We start from the raw sequence: 16,429 nt of genomic DNA, 5'->3' as shown, positions 1-16,429 counted from the left end.
AATATCATGATTTATTAAAAAACGCAACTCTTGGATGCTAAAGCTTTAGAGAAGCTTTACAAAGAAATTGTTGAAACCGCACAAAATGTTAATACAAAAGCTTCTGAAGCATTAGCTAAAAAAATTGAAGCAAATCATCAGCGTAAGCTTCGCTATCATCATGTACATAGTACAAACTACAAAGTCGGAATAACCAAATCGAACGAGCTAGAAGATTTTCTAACCAGTAGCGACTTAAATCCAGAGGAGGCTTTGATGGCTAAGGAAAAGCAGAATGAGCATAAGGATAGGTTAGAAGCAGCTTTAGAGACTCTGAAACCTATTGATTTCATTATCTTTACAACGTATCAAGAATCTGGATTTTATCCCAATCATCAAAATTGGAAAGAATTATCCGAGACTCTCCTTACCAAAGGGATTCAAATGAGTGATAAAACAGTTAAGAAACACTTTGTGAAGATATTTACACATCTTCAATCACTTGTAAAATAAAACTAAAGCCAATTAGGACTCACCTCTTAATTGGCTTTTTTACGTATGGAGCGTTTCTGCCTTTTATTTGATCATTTTAACATAAAATAGTTTAGAAAAATATGTCAAAGGAAGTTCTTTTATAAAAATCTCCGAAATTTCGATTTATTTCTCCTGATAGATAAGAAAGTAAAATAAATCCAGCTCAGGATATAAATCGAGCAGTCACACACTACTATTTAGATTCTAGAAAGGAATCCTACACATGAAATTTAATACACGTCGTCAAGATGGTTACTCATCATCACTCGCTCATTCCATCTTAGATAAGAGCAAGCCTGTTCATTCTATTTCTGATTCACTTACTCCCCAACAAAAATTTGAGGATAAGAAGCCAACAGGGGAAATTATCGCTTATAAAGCGTGGTTTACACAGGTTGGTTTGCCTCCTTTTGAAGTCAAATTTTCTAATGAAGTTCAACTTCCACCCTATTTGTCAGTGGTGGAGTTTATTAACCTTCAAGCTGTGGAAGTATCTTATAATGTCTATTTCAAGGCAGATGGAATAAAAGAGTTCAAATAATGACAGACTCACAACTCAATCTCTACATTCTCCAAAGTTTAAACATGGCGCTCGGATCACAAATGCAAGGAGAAACAAGCTATACGAATTCTTTCGATGTTAAGATAAAGACAGAGGGATTTTATTTTATCCCTCGCTTGCCAGCAGGCTACGTCATTGATGACGAATTGTATCAGAAGATTTTCCTAATCGCCAGTGCATCTCTTTATCCACGCTACACTTTGTTAAAGCAAACCTCCGCTTATTTTGTCCCACTTAATACCGATGATATTCACGTTCAACGTGCCTTGTTCTTTCCGTGGAAAATAGGAATTTCAAAACGGCTCATTATTTCAAATTTAGAACAATTCGCCTCTTCACAAAGTGGAACAAGAATCCCCCTCATGGAAAATCTCTCCATTGATTACGATAAGGTAACTAGCATTGCAATTGCGGGGAATTCTGGAAGTGGAAAATCTTATGCTTTGACGTACTTTCTAACAGTGCTCAAACCCATCTCAGATTTGATTGTAATTGACCCAAAGTTTGACACTCCCTCGCGTTGGGCAAAAGTCAATGATGTGAAAGTAATACACCCAGAAATGAATCGCAGTAAATCCGACTTTGTTTCTGAACTCAATGAAGCACTTTCCAAAAGTTTGAATCTCATCAATCAACGCCAAGCGATTCTATACGAGAATCCTGAACATCATTTCACTCATTTAACAATAGTTATTGATGAAGTTCTCTCTATTTCTGAGGGTGTGAATAAAGCAATTAAAGAGTCCTTCTTCTCACTTCTTTCTCAAATTGCCCTTCTAGGTAGAGCTACAAAAGTTCATATGTTACTTGTCAGCCAACGATTTGATTATCACTCAATACCTGTCAGTGTACGTGAGCAGTTAAACGTACTTATGCAAATCGGAAACATCAATAGTAAGACCGTTCAATTCTTATTTCCTGATTTAAATACCGAAGGTATCGTTATCCCCAATGGCAAAGGTACAGGCCTCATTCAAATCATTGATAATGAGCATCCCTACCAGGTGTTACCTCTTTTGATTCCCACCTATTATACTAGAAAAGGTATCTTATGAAAAAAACGTACTTCATCAAAACATTCAATTTTAACTTAAATCTGTTTATGTGCTCAATTTTGGGTTTATTCCTTGTTTTATTATCTGGAGTATTCGCTTCAAAAATGGGAACTTTAAGAAATTTTTCTCCATTGAGCAAGATTCCTGATTATTTTGAAAAACTTCATGATTCAATTGTCATGGCAACCGTTCCCTTGATTCTTTTACTTATGTTTTCCATAGTATTTGAAATCATCTCACGTTTAAAAAAAGATGCATTATCAAATTATTTTAAATCTATCATCGAAACTTTCAGCTTAAGACGATTTGCCTCACAAAGTGAACGCATTGATAAAACATTTCGTGAACCACAGTCAAAAATAACTGTCAATCCAATTTATCATGATTTTAACCGAGCAGTAAAAAAATCAGTGGTAGATATTACAGAAGATCGAGTACTTGTGTTTTTCAAAATTCCACACTCGCAGCAAGCTCAAAAAATCCTAAAAGAAATGGAAGAATTACTGAGAGAAGAAATTTCAAGTCGTAATCCTGATTACATCTTCTCAACCCCTGAACGTGCTAAAAATCAGCTTTGGTTTACTGGTACTAAAAGATAATATAAAAGTGGTGCTCGCCTTGCAACGCAAGAGGCGAAGCACCACTTTTATATTATTTTACATTATTGAACTAATGGGGTGACTACGACCCCCATTAGTTCAATAATCAATAATCACATCAATGAAATAAAAACTCCGAAAATCTCAATAAATCCTCCTGATAGATAGAAAGGTAATAAAATATGACAAAAAAAATCAAAAAAGAACAGCGTACTAATAAATGGGCGTTTCTCATCTACCAAGAATCTGCGCCTAAAGATTATCTTGATATACTTGAAGAATTACATGTTCCTTTTGTCCTCAGCCCATGGCATGACAAAGACGTGAATCGCTCCACTGGCGAGTTCAAAAAGTCTCATAAGCACGGGGCACTATTCTTTGAAACTTTGAAAAGTTATAGTCAAGTCTCGGAACTTTTACAAGATAAATTAAATAGCCCATCACACATCGAGGTGGTCATGAGCCCAAAAGGCATGTTTGATTACTTCACACATGCAGAGAACCCAGATAAAACACCCTATAACATTGAAGACATGGAATCTGGAGCAGGATTTGAATTAGATAAATTTCTTTGCGAGCAAGCTTCAGATGAATTTCTGAACGAAGTCATTGATCTTATTGAAAAGAATGACATTACAGAATTTGAAGAGTTGATTTATTTTGCAAGAGCAAACAACTACTTGCTACTAAACTTGGTAATAGATAAAACCTATTTTTTTGCAAAATTTCTTGACTCCCGCCGTTATAATCCAAGACGAAAAGCTTCAAAAAATATCACAGATAAATAGGGGATAATAATTGATAAAAAAATTTATGACTAAAGATGAGATTTCTGAGTACTTTTCCGTAAATAAAGGAACACTTGGAAATGATTTAACAGCTATGCGACGTTTGTCCAAGTTTTCTAACTATATTATCAACCCAACGGTAAAACGTGTTCTGATTGACCCGATAGGTTATGAGAAATATCTTCGTTGGAAACAAGAACAACGTTAAAAGCAGCTAAGGCGGAATATGGTATAATAAAACTACCTGTTTTGCCTTTTACTATATGAAGGATTAAACAAAATGTATAATAAAAAATTACCAAATGGAAAGGTTAAATTTTTCGATACTTATAAAACTTTAAGTGGAAAACGCAAGCAAGTAACTGTAACATTAGAAACTGCTAGCGCACAAAGTCAAAGACAAGCTAAAAATTTAATCACTCAGAGGATTGAGAAAAAACTTGCTGCTGAACGTGAAGCACTTGACATTTTTCACAATGCAACTGTATCTCAAGTTTTTGAAATTTATTGGAATACAAGAAAGCAAGAAATTGCTGATAGCTATGCTTTACGTGAAAAACAAAAGTTTGACACATTTTTAAATGATTTTGATTTTGGAGGAAAAAGAATAAAATCAGTGACTAGCATTGAACTTCAAAAGTTTGTGAATTTCTTTGATAAGCCACATACTCGAAGAGAGTTCAAACGTCACTTGATACAATTCTTTGACTTTGCTTTTGCTATGCGATATATTGATGTAAATGAAGCGCAACGTATTAGAATACCAAAAATTAAACAAACTATTGAACAGAAAGAAAAACATGATTTAAAATTCTTTACAGTTGATGAATTTAATGAATTTGTAGATTCAGCAAAATGTTATATACAGAATTTACGTTCTTCTTATCATCGGGAAATGGGACTCAGACGTTTACTCTTATTACAATTTATCTTTTTGACTGGTTGTAGATATGGAGAAGCGGCAGCACTTGAATGGAAAAACGTAGACATTCTAATGCGTGACGTTTATATTCGTCAAAGTTGGCAAATAAATCTTGGAAAAGTCGGTCCAACCAAAAATATTCAATCTGTTCGTCATATTGCAATAGATGAACGTACTGCAGAAATTTTGGAAGAGATGAAAACCAAATCAGATTGTAATTTCGTATTTCCAACTATCCATAAGCAACCTTTTCCAAATAGTGCACTAAATAAGTTCATGAAAAAAGTTGGAGATTATGGTGGAATGGCAAAGAATCCAAAATACTTCTCAACCCATATGTTGCGACATTCTCACATCACACTTCTTGTTCTTGCAGGTGTTCCCCAAAAAGTAATCATGGATAGAGTTGGACATTCTAGTCCACGAACTACAAGTGAGATTTATACCCACTTAATTTCATCTCAAAAACAACAAGCTGTAAAGGTTTTAAATAATTTACCCCGAATTGCTTAAAAGTATATTCTAGGCACAATAAAAAGCACAATTTTTCAGTTAAAAATGATGATTTTTGATGAAATATAAAACTAACAAAAACACTTATAAAGCTTGATATTATAAGCTTTATGAAGTATAATGTAAAATAAAGAAATGGAGAATTTTAAATGGCAGAAGTAGAATCTTTTCAACTCGACCACACAAAAGTACTCGCACCTTATGTGCGCCTCATCGGCAGCGAGACAGGACCTAAGGGTGATATCATTACTAACTTTGACGTCCGTTTCGTTCAACCCAATGCCAACGTCATTGGTATGGCAGCTCTGCATACAATCGAACACAGCATGGCAAGTTTAATTCGCGACCGCATTGATGGTATGATTGACTTTTCACCTTTTGGTTGTCAAACTGGTTTTCACATGATTATGTGGGGAGAACATTCAACAGAAGAAATCGCTGTTGTCATCAAGTCCTCTCTTGAAGAACTTGCAAGTCCTGAATTTGGTTGGGATAATGTCCCAGGCGTAGCTGAGAAAGAATGTGGAAATTACAAAAATCATTCACTTTTCGGTGCACAAGAATGGGCAAAAAAAATACTCGCTGAAGGAATTTCAACAAATCCATTTGAGCGTAAAGTGATCTAACCACTCAAGAAGTATATGAACAGTTTAAGACTACGCTCCACAGTTAAAATAGTCGGTACATTGACCGCACAGCTTTACTGAGCATAAGCTGAGGATGTCTACATTAGTCTGAGCCCTTCCGAAATTGATTTTTTAACTGAAAATCCATAGTCACAGTTTGGAAAAATTCAATTTTGAGAAACAGTTTCAAAGTCGCCACTCCAACGTTTTCATTTTGTAGGGAAAAAACTTGCAGGCACGCAATCAATGGGAAACCTTCCGCAAGTTTTGATGTGGCATACGACTCTAAACGTCCAATTTATAATGAAAATTATTCAGCAAAATTGGTCACAAAATTATTCATTAAGTTTTTGGAAGTGAGAGGACTTTTATTAAATGGGAAAATATCAACTTGACTATAAAGGTCAAAAAGCTGTCGGAAAGTTTCATGAAAAATACTCGACAGAGGGTGGAAAAGGGATTAATACTCAAAACGCCACTCAAGCAAAAATCGAAGCATTACGTAAAAAAATAGAGTCCAAGAAAGAAAGGAATTGAGTTTGAGGGTTAGAAATCATAAAAATAGATAAAATGGAATCTGAGTTCTGCTCAGAACTACATTTTCCTAATTTTAATGACTTCTAATACTGTTAAAGTTTGCGTAAGACGCAAACCATCTCTTGCGCTTACCATTTCGCCTTGACAGCTCTGCTGGTTTGGAGCGAATGGATAACGGAAGATGAGGCATTGCATCAAGGCTGCGAATAAGAAAGGCTACGCTTTTCTCTTTCGTCGCAAGGCAGTATTGCACTTCACCTTCATTCTACTAAGTAGAATGAAGGTGAACTCGTATGGGCACCCACATCTCACATCTTATTATGAAAAAAAGCTTAATATTGCCTATGTCGGCTTTGGAAAGTCAACAAATCGCTATCATATCCCTTATGTAAAAACGCGTGATAACATGACTATCGCTCGTGTCGTCAATCGAACACTCGGAAAACGTCCTGAACAAGCTGAACTAGAAGCCACAGGAACTATCTTTAGCACAGATATCAATGATATTATCAATGATGAGTCTATTGACCTCGCTGTTGTTGTAACGCCTGCTTTTGCACATTATGACACAGCAAAACAACTTTTGCTTGGTGGAAAAAATGTATTGTGTGATAAACCTTTGGTGGAAACAGTTGAAGAAGCTAAGGAACTGATTAATATTGCTAATGAGAAAAATCTTTTCTTCATGCCTTTTCAAAACCGTCGTTTCGATAGTGATTTTTTGACAGTTAAAAAAGTGATTGAAACAGGTTACTTAGGTGATTTAGTAGATATCACGGTCAATATGGACCATTACCGCCCTAATGATTTTAGTGAAGGTGAAAATTTTGATGGTGCTTGGTATGGTCATGGCGTTCATATGGTTGACCAAATGATTTCACTTTTTGGCACTCCTGAATCTGTGCAATACGACATTAGAGCAACCAGAGATTATGACAGTGTAGATGACTATTTTTCTGTCAATCTTATGTATCCTAAACTTCGTGCAACCGTTGCTGCAACTGAAGTTGCAGCTCTCTCACATCCAAAATGGATTGTTTACGGCACACGCGGAACTTTTGTTAAAAATGATGTTGACCAACAAGAAAATGACCTTAAGGTTGGTATAATGCCAGGAGTTGACGGTTTTGGTTGTGATACTCCAGCTGATTTTGGATTACTGACTTATTATAATACTAATGGTGACCGTATCGTAAAACATATTCCAACTGTTACTGGTGATTATGGACGTGTTTACGACACTGCTTATGAGAGCATTATCAATGGTGCTGACAAATTAGTCAGCGATGAACAAATCTTGTCAGTTATCGCCACGCTGGAAAATGGGTTTAAAAAATAAATAAAAATATTAATACAAAAAGAAGGGATTTCAAGTTAATCGCTTCTTTTTATATGTGCTATTAAAGAAAGTATGATAAAATCGTATATATAAACTTAATCAAAACTTAATAGAGAGGAATTTCAATGAGTCAAAGAAAAATATTTTTATTTTTTATGTTAATAGTGCTTTTAATAATTCCATTCCAAACGTTTGCAGGCACTATAACAACAGATTCTATATCAAACAATAGTGCGGATACAGTTACTTCAGTAACAAACATAGGTACAAACGCCACTCCTGACTCAACAAACCATTCTAGTAGTCTAGCATCCACACAAAACGCTCCAACCGAAGAAAGTTCAAGTGCTACAGATAGTGGAGCTACAACACCTTCATTAGCTGGTAGTTCATCATCGGATGAAAGTACAACGACTCCTCAATCACAAGACGAAACAAGCCTAGTAGTCCAAGACGTTAGCTGCAATGCAGGAAGTTCTTTTTTACCTGAGCAAGTATTCGTATCAGCTACAGATGCTTCAGGAAATACTCTTTCAGCTGATCAAGTACAGTATTCAGAAAACGTTGATACTTCTAATCCAGGAACTTATACTTTAACAGTAACCAATGGTAATCTAAGCAAAACAGCTACAATTACAGTGACTGCTCTAGCTCCAAATATCAATTATCAAGCTCAAATACAAAGTATCGGCTGGCAATCTCCCGTATCAAATGGCACTCTTGCCGGAACTACTGGTCGCTCCCTTCGTGCCGAAGCTTTGAAAGCTACACTGAGTACAACTAATACAGGACTTCAAGGAGGAATCTCATACAACGTCTATGTCCAAAACTCCGGTTGGCAAAATGAAGTAAGTAACGGACAGCAATCTGGAACTACTGGGAAAAGTCTACGAATGGAAGCGATAAAAATGCATCTGACTGGACCTATCGCTGAGCAGTATGATGTCTACTATCGTGTTCATGTTCAAAACATTGGCTGGATGGCATGGGCTAAAAACGGTGCCGTCTCTGGTAGTACTGGTATGTCTTTAAGAATTGAGGCTATTGAGATAGTACTTGTGAAAAATACTGCTCCTGCACCTTCCAACTTAAAGGCAGTTAATTTTCCTTATTTATACCAACCTTCGGTAAACTATCAAGCACATATACAGAATATTGGTTGGCAAAATTCTGTAACTAATGGAACTATCTCTGGAACTGTGGGAAAAGCGTTGCGTATGGAAGGAATTAGGGTTTCTCTTTCTAACGTTCCTCAAGGATTATCTGGAAGCATTCAATATAAAGCACACGTACAAAGGATCGGTTGGCAAAGCATGGTTTCAAACGGTGCTACTGCTGGAACAACTGGGAAAGCGTTACGGATTGAGGCTATTTCCATTTCTTTAACTGGGGATATATCCAAATATTTTGATGTTTATTATCAAACACAAGTTCAATCTTTTGGTTGGCTGGACTGGACGCATAATGGTGAAAATGCTGGAACTTCAGCAATTTCTGCACGTATGGAATCTATTAAGATTCAACTCGTTCGAAAAGGAAGCACTGCTCCTGGAAAAACCACAAAAGCATACCTTACCAATGCTGATGCTTCAACTGCCTATTTTGATTATATGAATAATTATTCTCCAAAATTAAAAGGAACAAATCGAATCATTGAATCTACAATTTCACATGGAATTTCTTTGATAGGAAAAAGCTCTTATTGCTGGGGTGGCGGAAGAACCGCATCCTCTATTGCTGGAAATCATTTTGACTGCTCTAGTTTTACTTCCTGGATGTATCATCTTGGAGGAAAAACAATTGATAATCAAGCCTGGACAAACACTTGGTCTCTTGCTACTAAAGGATACTCAAGTACTTGGGCAAAAATCAAACGTGGCGATTTAATTATTCTTTTCCGCCCAGATGATAGTCATGTCGTGATTTATTTAGGTGATGGATTCTTTCTGCATGATTCTCCCTCATCTCCCACTGGTGGGGTTGGTATTAATCGCTTAAGTGATTACCATCCCAGTTTCAAAATGACTTGGAAACAAGTATTTAATTATCCTGGTACCGTAATTCGTACCGTTTCATAAATGAAAAATTATTAACCTTTGTCAGCAAATAAAAACTCTGTCAGTATACTGACAGAGTTTTTATGACATTTTTTAAGCTACAAATAGTACAACTTGTAGTGCTGCGGCTAAAGCATAGAAACCATAGGTAAAGAGTAATACTCGACTGTGCTTCATCATTGCTCTACGACTCAAAAGTAACATTCCATAAACGGTTAAGGCAACGATGAGTCCAGTGGCATGAACGACCGCCGTAGGAAGGGCTTCAATTGCAAAATATTCTGCGAGCGAGACAAGTGCAGCGACAGGTAAAAGACTGGCTAACGTCCAATGATAAGCTACACCATAACTATAGCTCGTTTTATTATGAGTTGAGCGCCATTTTGCAATCACAAAGTAAATACCTGACAAAAGCAATGGAACCAACACTGGCGCCGTCCAGAGCATAAATTGGCTAAAAGCTGAAAATTGACTTTCTGCCTGTAGTAAAGGCCATTGAATCATCAAGCTCAACATCATGAAACTAACGATTGAACCAAAAATACCAAGTCTTGTCAGCTGAGTTTTTCCGTCAATAATTTTGTAAGAACCTGCAAACATTCGTTTCTCCTTTCATTCAAGAGTTGAACTCATATAATGATGAGTCCTTAATTTTATTTTAATATAAATCTCATAATTATATTATACTATGTTTCACTTTTGGAAAGAAATCATATGAAAAAAAGTCTGTCAGTATACTGACAGACTTTTCAGCTACGCTGACAAGTCTTTCGTTCGCCGATTCAATGCTTCGCTTAGGTGCATTGAGTTGACAGGCTTTCATTTTTCATTATTGAGCAAATTGTGAGTTATATAAGTCAGCATACATGCCTCCGCGGTTAAGAAGTTGCTCGTGATTGCCCTTTTCTACGATATTTCCATGATTCATGACTAAGATCTGGTCGCTATCTCGAATGGTCGATAAACGGTGAGCAACAACAAAGCTTGTACGCCCTTTGAGCAGGCGATTCATGGCGTTTTGAATCAAACGTTCTGTCCGCGTATCAACTGAACTCGTCGCCTCATCAAGAATCAATATTTCAGGATTAGCCAGAAATGCACGTGCAATCGTCAAGAGCTGCCGTTGACCTTGCGAAATATTTGTCGCTTCTTCGTTTAAAACGGTCTGATAACCTTGAGGAAGAGTAGTAATAAATTCATCTGCATAAGCCATCTTGGAAGCAGCAATCACTTCTTTATCAGTCGCATCAAGCCTACCATAACGCAGATTATCCATGATTGTCCCATTGAATAACCAAGTTTCCTGAAGTACCATTGCCATTCGATTTCTTAGATTTTCTCGCTTCATCTCACGGATATTTCTGCCTTCAAGTAAAATTTCTCCAGATGTCGTATCGTAAAAACGCTCAAGTAAATTAATCATTGTGGTTTTACCCGCACCCGTAGGTCCAACGATAGCCACCATTTCACCATTTTTTACTTCAATATTGACATTAGTCATCAAAGGTTGATTTTCATTATAAGAAAATGCTACTTTGTCAAAACTGATAAAACTGTCAGCATTTTTTGACTCTGTCAGCGTACTGCGACTACGACTTATCGATTCAGCGGTATAGCGAGTATCGACATTCGAAGCGTCAGTGGAGATGACAAGAGAATCTACGTTTTCTGTCAGTTCTTCTTCGTCCAAGACTTCAAAAATACGCTCGGCAGAAGCTACTGTTGCCTGAATTGTATTAAGCATATTTGAAATATTTGTGATAGGTTGTGAAAATTGATTGGTATATTGAAGCATGGCTTGGACATCTCCCAAATTTACCGTACCTGAAACCACCTTAACCCCACCAATGACAGCCATCGCCAAATAATCCAAGTTATTAATAAACCTCATCGTTGGATAAATCAAAGTCGAAACAAATTGTGCGCGCCAAGCCGTTTGATAAAAATCATCATTTTGTTTAGCAAAACGCGCCAAAGTTTCTTCTTCATGATTAAAAGTTTTGACGACGGTATGTCCAGCATAATTTTCTTCGATTTGGTCATTCAAAAGTCCAAGATTTTTTTGTTGTTCAGCAAAATATTTTTGTGACATTGGAGCGACGATTCTTACAGTAATCATTGCCAGTGGAACCGTGATGAAAGCAACCAAAGCCAACTGCCAAGAAATGGTCAACATAAAATAAATCGTTCCGACAAATTGTAAAACTGAAGTCACAAGCTGAATCAGTGTCTGATTTAAAGTTCCTGAGATATTGTCCATATCATTAATCATCCGACTCATGATATCACCATTATTATGCGTATCATAATAACTCACTGGCAATTTTCTCATTTTTTCCTTAAACTCACGTCTGAGCGCATAAACCGTCCGTTGAGAAATCCTTGTCATAATGCTCTGTTGCAAAACACCCGAAATAAAACTAATCACATAAATCACAGCAACATAAAGCAAGATAGACTCAACCTTTGCCATATCAATATGGATAGATTGATCGAGCTTTAAACTCGTTGTCACTCCGTTAAAGATGACGGTTGTCGCATTCCCAAGAATTTTTGGCGCCTGAACAGACAAAATCACCGAGACGGCAGCAATCACCATAGAGAAAATCACGCCCCACATATCACGACGCATATATTTGAATAAACGAACGATTGTCGGCCAGAAATTTTCAGCTCGTCTTACTTTTTTGAACCGCTCTGCTCCACCTCCACCACGATTCATATAATTTCCACGCATCATAGGCTATCCCCTCCTTTCGCTGATTCAATAGACATCTCTTGTTGCCCCCAGCCTTGCAATTGGATACCCATTTTTTCGAGGTCTTGGTCAGATAATTGGGAACGCATAATTTCCTGATATTGTGAACAACTTTTTGACAAACTTTCATGTGTACCCAATCCTACAGCACGCCCGTTTTCCAAAACTAAAATTTGCTCTGCATTCATTACCGTCGCAATCCGCTGTGCAACGATGATTTTAATTTTATTTTTATGTCGTTCCGATTGATTAATGGCTTGTCGTAACTTGCTATCCGTCGCAAAATCCAGCGCTGAAAAAGAATCATCAAATAGATAAACTTCTGCATTTTTGATTAAACTTCTAGCGATAGACAAGCGTTGACGCTGACCTCCACTAAAGTTTGCACCATTTTGCTCAACGGTCATATCAAGACCGCCTTGTTCGCGCACAAAATCAGCAGCCTGTGCAATTTCAAGTGCTTGCCACATTTCTGACTCTGTTGCATCTGACTTTCCAAAATACAGGTTTGAACGCACAGTTCCTGAAAATAGCACTGCTTTTTGTTGTGTCATTGCGACTTTGCTATGAAGTTCGTGTTGAGGCATTTCTCGAATATCAATGTCATCAAGGCGAATCGCTCCTTTCGTCACATCAATCAATCTTGCAATCAAATTTAACAAGGTTGATTTACCAGACCCGTACCACCAATGATTGCAAGCGTCTGACCTTCTGTCACATTTACAGATAGGTCTGTCAATGCATTTCGTTCTGCCTCATCAAATTTAAAACTTACTTTTTCCAGTTTTAGACTTCTATCAGTACTGCTAACATTTTTGTCAGTACTGACAGGGTCATTAATACGATCAAAAAGTTCCAAAACTTCCCGAACACGCGTAGCAGAAACCTGAGCACGCGGTACCATGACAGCTACCGCTGAGAGTTGCATAAAGCTCATCAAAATTTGGGTGGCATAGGTCAAAAATGCAACTAAGGACCCCATCTCCATCCTATTTTGGCCAAGCAATTGTGCGCCAAACCAGACAATCCCAATGTTTGTGAAACTCAGAATGACCGTCATAATGGGTGATAACATCGCAATCGTCGTCAAAACAACACGACTGGTATGTGTCAAATCACGATTGGCAGTATCAAATTTTTCAACTTCATAATCATCTCGATTAAAAGCACGAATAACACGTACCCCAGTCAGTCCTTGTTGGAAAATTAAATTGATTTTATCAATTTTCTTTTGCATTGTCCTGAAACGTGGCACAGCAATTGCCATATTTACTACCACGGCTAAAGTCAAGATTGGCAATGAAATCAAGAAAACAAGCATCAAATCATGTGATAATTTCCAAGCCATAAAAATAGAGCCAATCAGCATCATAGGTGCCATCAACATCATACGCAGCATGGTCTGAAAGACATTTTGTAGCTGAGTGACGTCATTTGTTGTTCGCGTAATCAATGTGGCATCACCCAATTCTTGAAAATTTCGCTCATCCATAAAGAGAACTTTTTTAAACAAATCTTGACGTAATTTTTTACCTGCGCCTTGCGATTCCTTTGAAGCAAAATAAACATTGCCCACCGCAGTTACCCAGCTCAAGAGCGCGACCACAAGCATCACGCCTCCCATTGACCAAATATAGTGCATATCTGATTTTGCAATACCCAAATTAATGATATCCGCCGTAATTGTTGGCAGCCAAAGGTTAGTTACCACTTGAATAACCAACAAAAAAAGCGCCAAAAATACCGGCCAAAAATTTAAATACCGTCGTCCAATATTAAGCATAATTAAGATGTGAGTTCGTCCAAGTATTTTTATTCCCCATACAACAGTCCTACCCTATCATTGTAGAAAGTTATCAACTAATTCGGAAAAACAGCGCCAAAACACGTATTTCATGCGCCATTTTGAAAACTTTCTCCATTCATTCCACTCGCTATGTTATCCATCATTACCAAATGGTAAAATCATAAAAGATAAAGTCATATTAGTTCACCTCTAAATCTGCGTTAACAGATGCAGTAATTGAACCGCAGGTAATACTGCCTTTTGCTCTTACCATTTCGTCTTGCCAGCTTTGCTGGCTTGCGATTTGAACTTCCGACTTTAGTCGGTTAGTGAAATCGACAGCGGAGCGAAGCGAAGATGCAAGCTCGCTTACTAAACAAGCGCACAGTGTTAGTGAATGAAACGAATGTAAACCATTCGCAGAACAGCGCACAAAGTGCGTGCCTTGCAACGGGAAAAAATGAAGCCTTTTCTTATCCACAGCCTTGATGCAATGTATCAAGCCCTTACGCAAAACTTGCGACTGGCCCAGAGTCTTTTTAGACCTCATATCTCGAAATATATGATGAAATGTTATAAATAGGCTGCAAACACTACTAATGATCGCAGAACGAACTCGATTCTCCTTCCAAAACTACGTTCAGTAGTATTTTTTCTAGTATTATTAGTTCATAAAAAATATTATAGCATTTTTCGAGCAAAATAGTGCTAAAAAAGTTGCTGACAAAACTCCATCAACAACTTTTTTGTGTTATTCAATGTTTACTTCTGGATAAGCTTCAGTATAGCTCTCACCAAAAGCACCGTGGTAGGTTACTGTACGTTGTGTAAAATCAACAACGTAATAAGTCACTCCTGCTTCCCATGCTGCTCGCAAAAATTCCCCAAGCGTTGTCTCCCCTGCTTGGTCAATTCTCAAAGCTTTAATCAATGCCGTTTCATCAAAAGGAGGAACTTCGTAAGCCCCTGTAATCAAAGGCACATCTGTTACCGCAATCGCACCCTTTACTGTCCAAAAACTACTCTGCGCGCAAGGCAAAGTCCAAACATTTTTTAGTACACCTGCTTGCCTCAAACACTCCGCTAAATAGGGAAAACCACCTACTTTAGGACGAATCGCTTCTGCTTTCTGCATCGCTTGTTGTACCAATTCTACTGCATTCATATTTTTCTCCTTTGATATGTGAAGTTTGTCGCTCATATACTGTTAAATTTTTACAGTCACTCAGCACTCAAAACGTTTCATCATTTTAGGCAATTGCTCAATAATTTGACTTGGTAGTACGACATATTGTGAAGCCGCTAAGTCCTGGGCAATGAAGCTGTGCAAATAAGTTGCTGCTGCTACAGTTTCACGGACTTCTCCATGAAATTGCGCCAAAAAACCACTAATCATTCCCGCTAAAGTATCGCCCATTCCTCCTGTCGCTTGAGCTGGCGTTCCAATGGTCAGAAAATATATTTCTTGACTTGGCGAGAAAATTTTTGTTTCTGATGATTTTGCGACCACCGTTGCCCCGAGCTGATTAACAAACTTTTGCACTCTGTCAGCATACTGACAGCCAATTTTTAGTCCTGATAGCCGTTGTAACTCCATCTCATGCGGTGTAAAAATTGTATTCTGGGGAAATCTAAGTTTTAGATTATTTTCAGAAAAAAGTGTGATTGCTGACCCGTCAATGACTAGCTTTTGAGTGCCTGTCAGTGCTGACAAAACTTCTGTCAGTAAATCCAGACGTTCCAAGCCCAATCCACAGCCAATGACAACCACATCAGCAGTACTCAGAGCCTCTGTCAGCGTTGGTAAATCATCAAAATCAACGACCATCGCCTCCGGAAGTCGTGCGTGCAACGCCGTATGATTGGACAAGTGGCAAGCTACTGTAACCAAACCGCTACCTGCATAGACAGCTGCTGTCGTTGCTAATATCGCAGCACCACCATACTCAGCATTTCCACCGACAATCACCACGCGCCCAAAACTACCTTTATGCGAATTTCGTGGTCTTTTGACAATCACATTTCTCAAGCTTTTTTCTGTCAGTTCAATCATATCTTCATTATATCATGAAATCCAAACAAAAGTTTGACATCACTGACAAAAAATATTTTCAACAAAAACTATAGCTTGTTCGTTATAAAAACCACCACCAGATTGACATTACAGTCTAACTTCGTAATGCAAAGTAGCACCTAATACACTATCAAACTGGAGATAGAGCAAGCCATTTCTCCCTGTTGCTTTAGCAACTTAGAACAAATGGGCACCTGACGTATGAAATCTTACTGGATTTTAAAATGGAATTAATATATTATAAAAACTTATATCGTTAATCTCTAAGCAAATTTATCAGTTTTCATGATATAATTTTAA

15 protein-coding genes and 1 pseudogene are annotated in these 16,429 nt (G+C 37.5%); 11 read left to right on the top strand and 5 right to left on the bottom strand.

Features of this window, described 5'->3' with window-relative positions; all coding sequences use genetic code 11:
* Positions 1-30 precede the first annotated feature (30 nt).
* The 11 genes from D7I46_RS11470 (at position 31) to D7I46_RS11425 (ending at position 9,532) form a co-directional block, all read left to right on the top strand.
* Positions 31-492 (top strand): hypothetical protein, encoded by a 462-nt coding sequence (locus D7I46_RS11470; RefSeq protein WP_120772990.1) that lies wholly within the window; start codon positions 31-33, stop codon positions 490-492.
* A 244-nt stretch (positions 493-736) separates the two neighbouring features.
* The gene (locus D7I46_RS11465) at positions 737-1,054 is read left to right on the top strand and encodes a hypothetical protein (protein ID WP_120772989.1); all 318 of its coding nucleotides are present in this window, start codon (positions 737-739) and stop codon (positions 1,052-1,054) included.
* On the top strand, positions 1,054-2,130 hold the full coding sequence (locus D7I46_RS11460) for an ATP-binding protein (RefSeq protein WP_120772988.1): 1,077 nt from the start codon (positions 1,054-1,056) through the stop codon (positions 2,128-2,130). The genes D7I46_RS11465 and D7I46_RS11460 overlap by 1 nt, the downstream gene beginning before the upstream one ends.
* 104 nt (positions 2,131-2,234) lie before the next feature.
* A complete protein-coding gene (locus D7I46_RS11455; RefSeq protein WP_240424437.1) occupies positions 2,235-2,729 on the top strand; it encodes a hypothetical protein in 495 nt (164 codons plus the stop codon).
* A gap of 194 nt (positions 2,730-2,923) precedes the next feature.
* Complete coding sequence (locus D7I46_RS11450) at positions 2,924-3,517, top strand: replication protein (RefSeq protein ID WP_120773367.1); 594 nt, start codon at positions 2,924-2,926, stop codon at positions 3,515-3,517.
* A gap of 10 nt (positions 3,518-3,527) precedes the next feature.
* Complete coding sequence (locus tag D7I46_RS11445; protein ID WP_120772986.1) at positions 3,528-3,725, top strand: DNA-binding protein; 198 nt, start codon at positions 3,528-3,530, stop codon at positions 3,723-3,725.
* A 72-nt stretch (positions 3,726-3,797) separates the two neighbouring features.
* The gene (locus D7I46_RS11440; protein ID WP_120772985.1) at positions 3,798-4,952 is read left to right on the top strand and encodes a tyrosine-type recombinase/integrase; all 1,155 of its coding nucleotides are present in this window, start codon (positions 3,798-3,800) and stop codon (positions 4,950-4,952) included.
* Positions 4,953-5,101: 149 nt separating this feature from the next.
* The gene (locus tag D7I46_RS11435) at positions 5,102-5,578 is read left to right on the top strand and encodes an S-ribosylhomocysteine lyase (RefSeq protein WP_120772984.1); all 477 of its coding nucleotides are present in this window, start codon (positions 5,102-5,104) and stop codon (positions 5,576-5,578) included.
* A 375-nt stretch (positions 5,579-5,953) separates the two neighbouring features.
* Positions 5,954-6,115 carry a hypothetical protein gene (locus D7I46_RS13370; RefSeq protein ID WP_162930897.1) on the top strand — a complete coding sequence of 54 codons (162 nt, stop codon included), beginning with the start codon at positions 5,954-5,956 and terminating at the stop codon, positions 6,113-6,115.
* Between the two features lie 277 nt (positions 6,116-6,392).
* Positions 6,393-7,454: a Gfo/Idh/MocA family oxidoreductase gene (locus D7I46_RS11430; RefSeq protein WP_120772983.1), complete on the top strand. Its 1,062-nt coding sequence runs from the start codon at positions 6,393-6,395 to the stop codon at positions 7,452-7,454.
* Between the two features lie 125 nt (positions 7,455-7,579).
* The gene (locus tag D7I46_RS11425) at positions 7,580-9,532 is read left to right on the top strand and encodes an NlpC/P60 family protein (RefSeq protein ID WP_120772982.1); all 1,953 of its coding nucleotides are present in this window, start codon (positions 7,580-7,582) and stop codon (positions 9,530-9,532) included.
* A 72-nt stretch (positions 9,533-9,604) separates the two neighbouring features.
* Here D7I46_RS11425 and D7I46_RS11420 read toward each other — a convergent pair whose 3' ends face one another.
* From D7I46_RS11420 to D7I46_RS11400, 5 genes and pseudogenes are all read right to left on the bottom strand, one after another.
* The gene (locus tag D7I46_RS11420; RefSeq protein ID WP_120772981.1) at positions 9,605-10,111 is read right to left on the bottom strand and encodes a hypothetical protein; all 507 of its coding nucleotides are present in this window, start codon (positions 10,109-10,111) and stop codon (positions 9,605-9,607) included.
* 229 nt (positions 10,112-10,340) lie between these two features.
* Entirely contained in the window at positions 10,341-12,251 is a 1,911-nt protein-coding gene (locus tag D7I46_RS11415; RefSeq protein ID WP_120772980.1) for an ABC transporter ATP-binding protein, read from the bottom strand.
* Positions 12,248-14,052, bottom strand: a pseudogene (locus tag D7I46_RS11410) (ABC transporter ATP-binding protein). Before D7I46_RS11410 ends, D7I46_RS11415 begins: the two are co-directional and overlap by 4 nt.
* Positions 14,053-14,806: 754 nt before the next feature.
* The gene (locus D7I46_RS11405) at positions 14,807-15,220 is read right to left on the bottom strand and encodes a DUF1398 family protein (protein ID WP_120772979.1); all 414 of its coding nucleotides are present in this window, start codon (positions 15,218-15,220) and stop codon (positions 14,807-14,809) included.
* Positions 15,221-15,280: 60 nt separating this feature from the next.
* Positions 15,281-16,108 carry an NAD(P)H-hydrate dehydratase gene (locus tag D7I46_RS11400; protein WP_120772978.1) on the bottom strand — a complete coding sequence of 276 codons (828 nt, stop codon included), beginning with the start codon at positions 16,106-16,108 and terminating at the stop codon, positions 15,281-15,283.
* Positions 16,109-16,429 lie beyond the last annotated feature (321 nt).

Origin of the sequence: Lactococcus allomyrinae, assembly GCF_003627095.1 — a bacterium.
Lineage (GTDB): Bacteria > Bacillota > Bacilli > Lactobacillales > Streptococcaceae > Lactococcus > Lactococcus allomyrinae.
The sequence above is the reverse complement of the archived record's forward strand: the minus strand, read 5'-3'. Positions and strand labels throughout refer to the sequence as shown.

What these genes read in the sequence shown, in the direction of transcription:
- D7I46_RS13370 (WP_162930897.1), top strand. Translation starts at nt 5,954, where the DNA reads ATGGGAAAATATCAACTTGACTATAAAGGTCAAAAAGCTGTCGGAAAG.
- D7I46_RS11430 (WP_120772983.1), top strand. Translation starts at nt 6,393, where the DNA reads ATGAAGGTGAACTCGTATGGGCACCCACATCTCACATCTTATTATGAA.
- D7I46_RS11440 (WP_120772985.1), top strand. Translation starts at nt 3,798, where the DNA reads ATGTATAATAAAAAATTACCAAATGGAAAGGTTAAATTTTTCGATACT.
- D7I46_RS11435 (WP_120772984.1), top strand. Translation starts at nt 5,102, where the DNA reads ATGGCAGAAGTAGAATCTTTTCAACTCGACCACACAAAAGTACTCGCA.
- D7I46_RS11425 (WP_120772982.1), top strand. Translation starts at nt 7,580, where the DNA reads ATGAGTCAAAGAAAAATATTTTTATTTTTTATGTTAATAGTGCTTTTA.
- D7I46_RS11415 (WP_120772980.1), bottom strand. Translation starts at nt 12,251, where the DNA reads ATGATGCGTGGAAATTATATGAATCGTGGTGGAGGTGGAGCAGAGCGG.
- D7I46_RS11420 (WP_120772981.1), bottom strand. Translation starts at nt 10,111, where the DNA reads ATGTTTGCAGGTTCTTACAAAATTATTGACGGAAAAACTCAGCTGACA.
- D7I46_RS11465 (WP_120772989.1), top strand. Translation starts at nt 737, where the DNA reads ATGAAATTTAATACACGTCGTCAAGATGGTTACTCATCATCACTCGCT.
- D7I46_RS11455 (WP_240424437.1), top strand. Translation starts at nt 2,235, where the DNA reads ATGGGAACTTTAAGAAATTTTTCTCCATTGAGCAAGATTCCTGATTAT.
- D7I46_RS11405 (WP_120772979.1), bottom strand. Translation starts at nt 15,220, where the DNA reads ATGAATGCAGTAGAATTGGTACAACAAGCGATGCAGAAAGCAGAAGCG.
- D7I46_RS11400 (WP_120772978.1), bottom strand. Translation starts at nt 16,108, where the DNA reads ATGATTGAACTGACAGAAAAAAGCTTGAGAAATGTGATTGTCAAAAGA.
- D7I46_RS11460 (WP_120772988.1), top strand. Translation starts at nt 1,054, where the DNA reads ATGACAGACTCACAACTCAATCTCTACATTCTCCAAAGTTTAAACATG.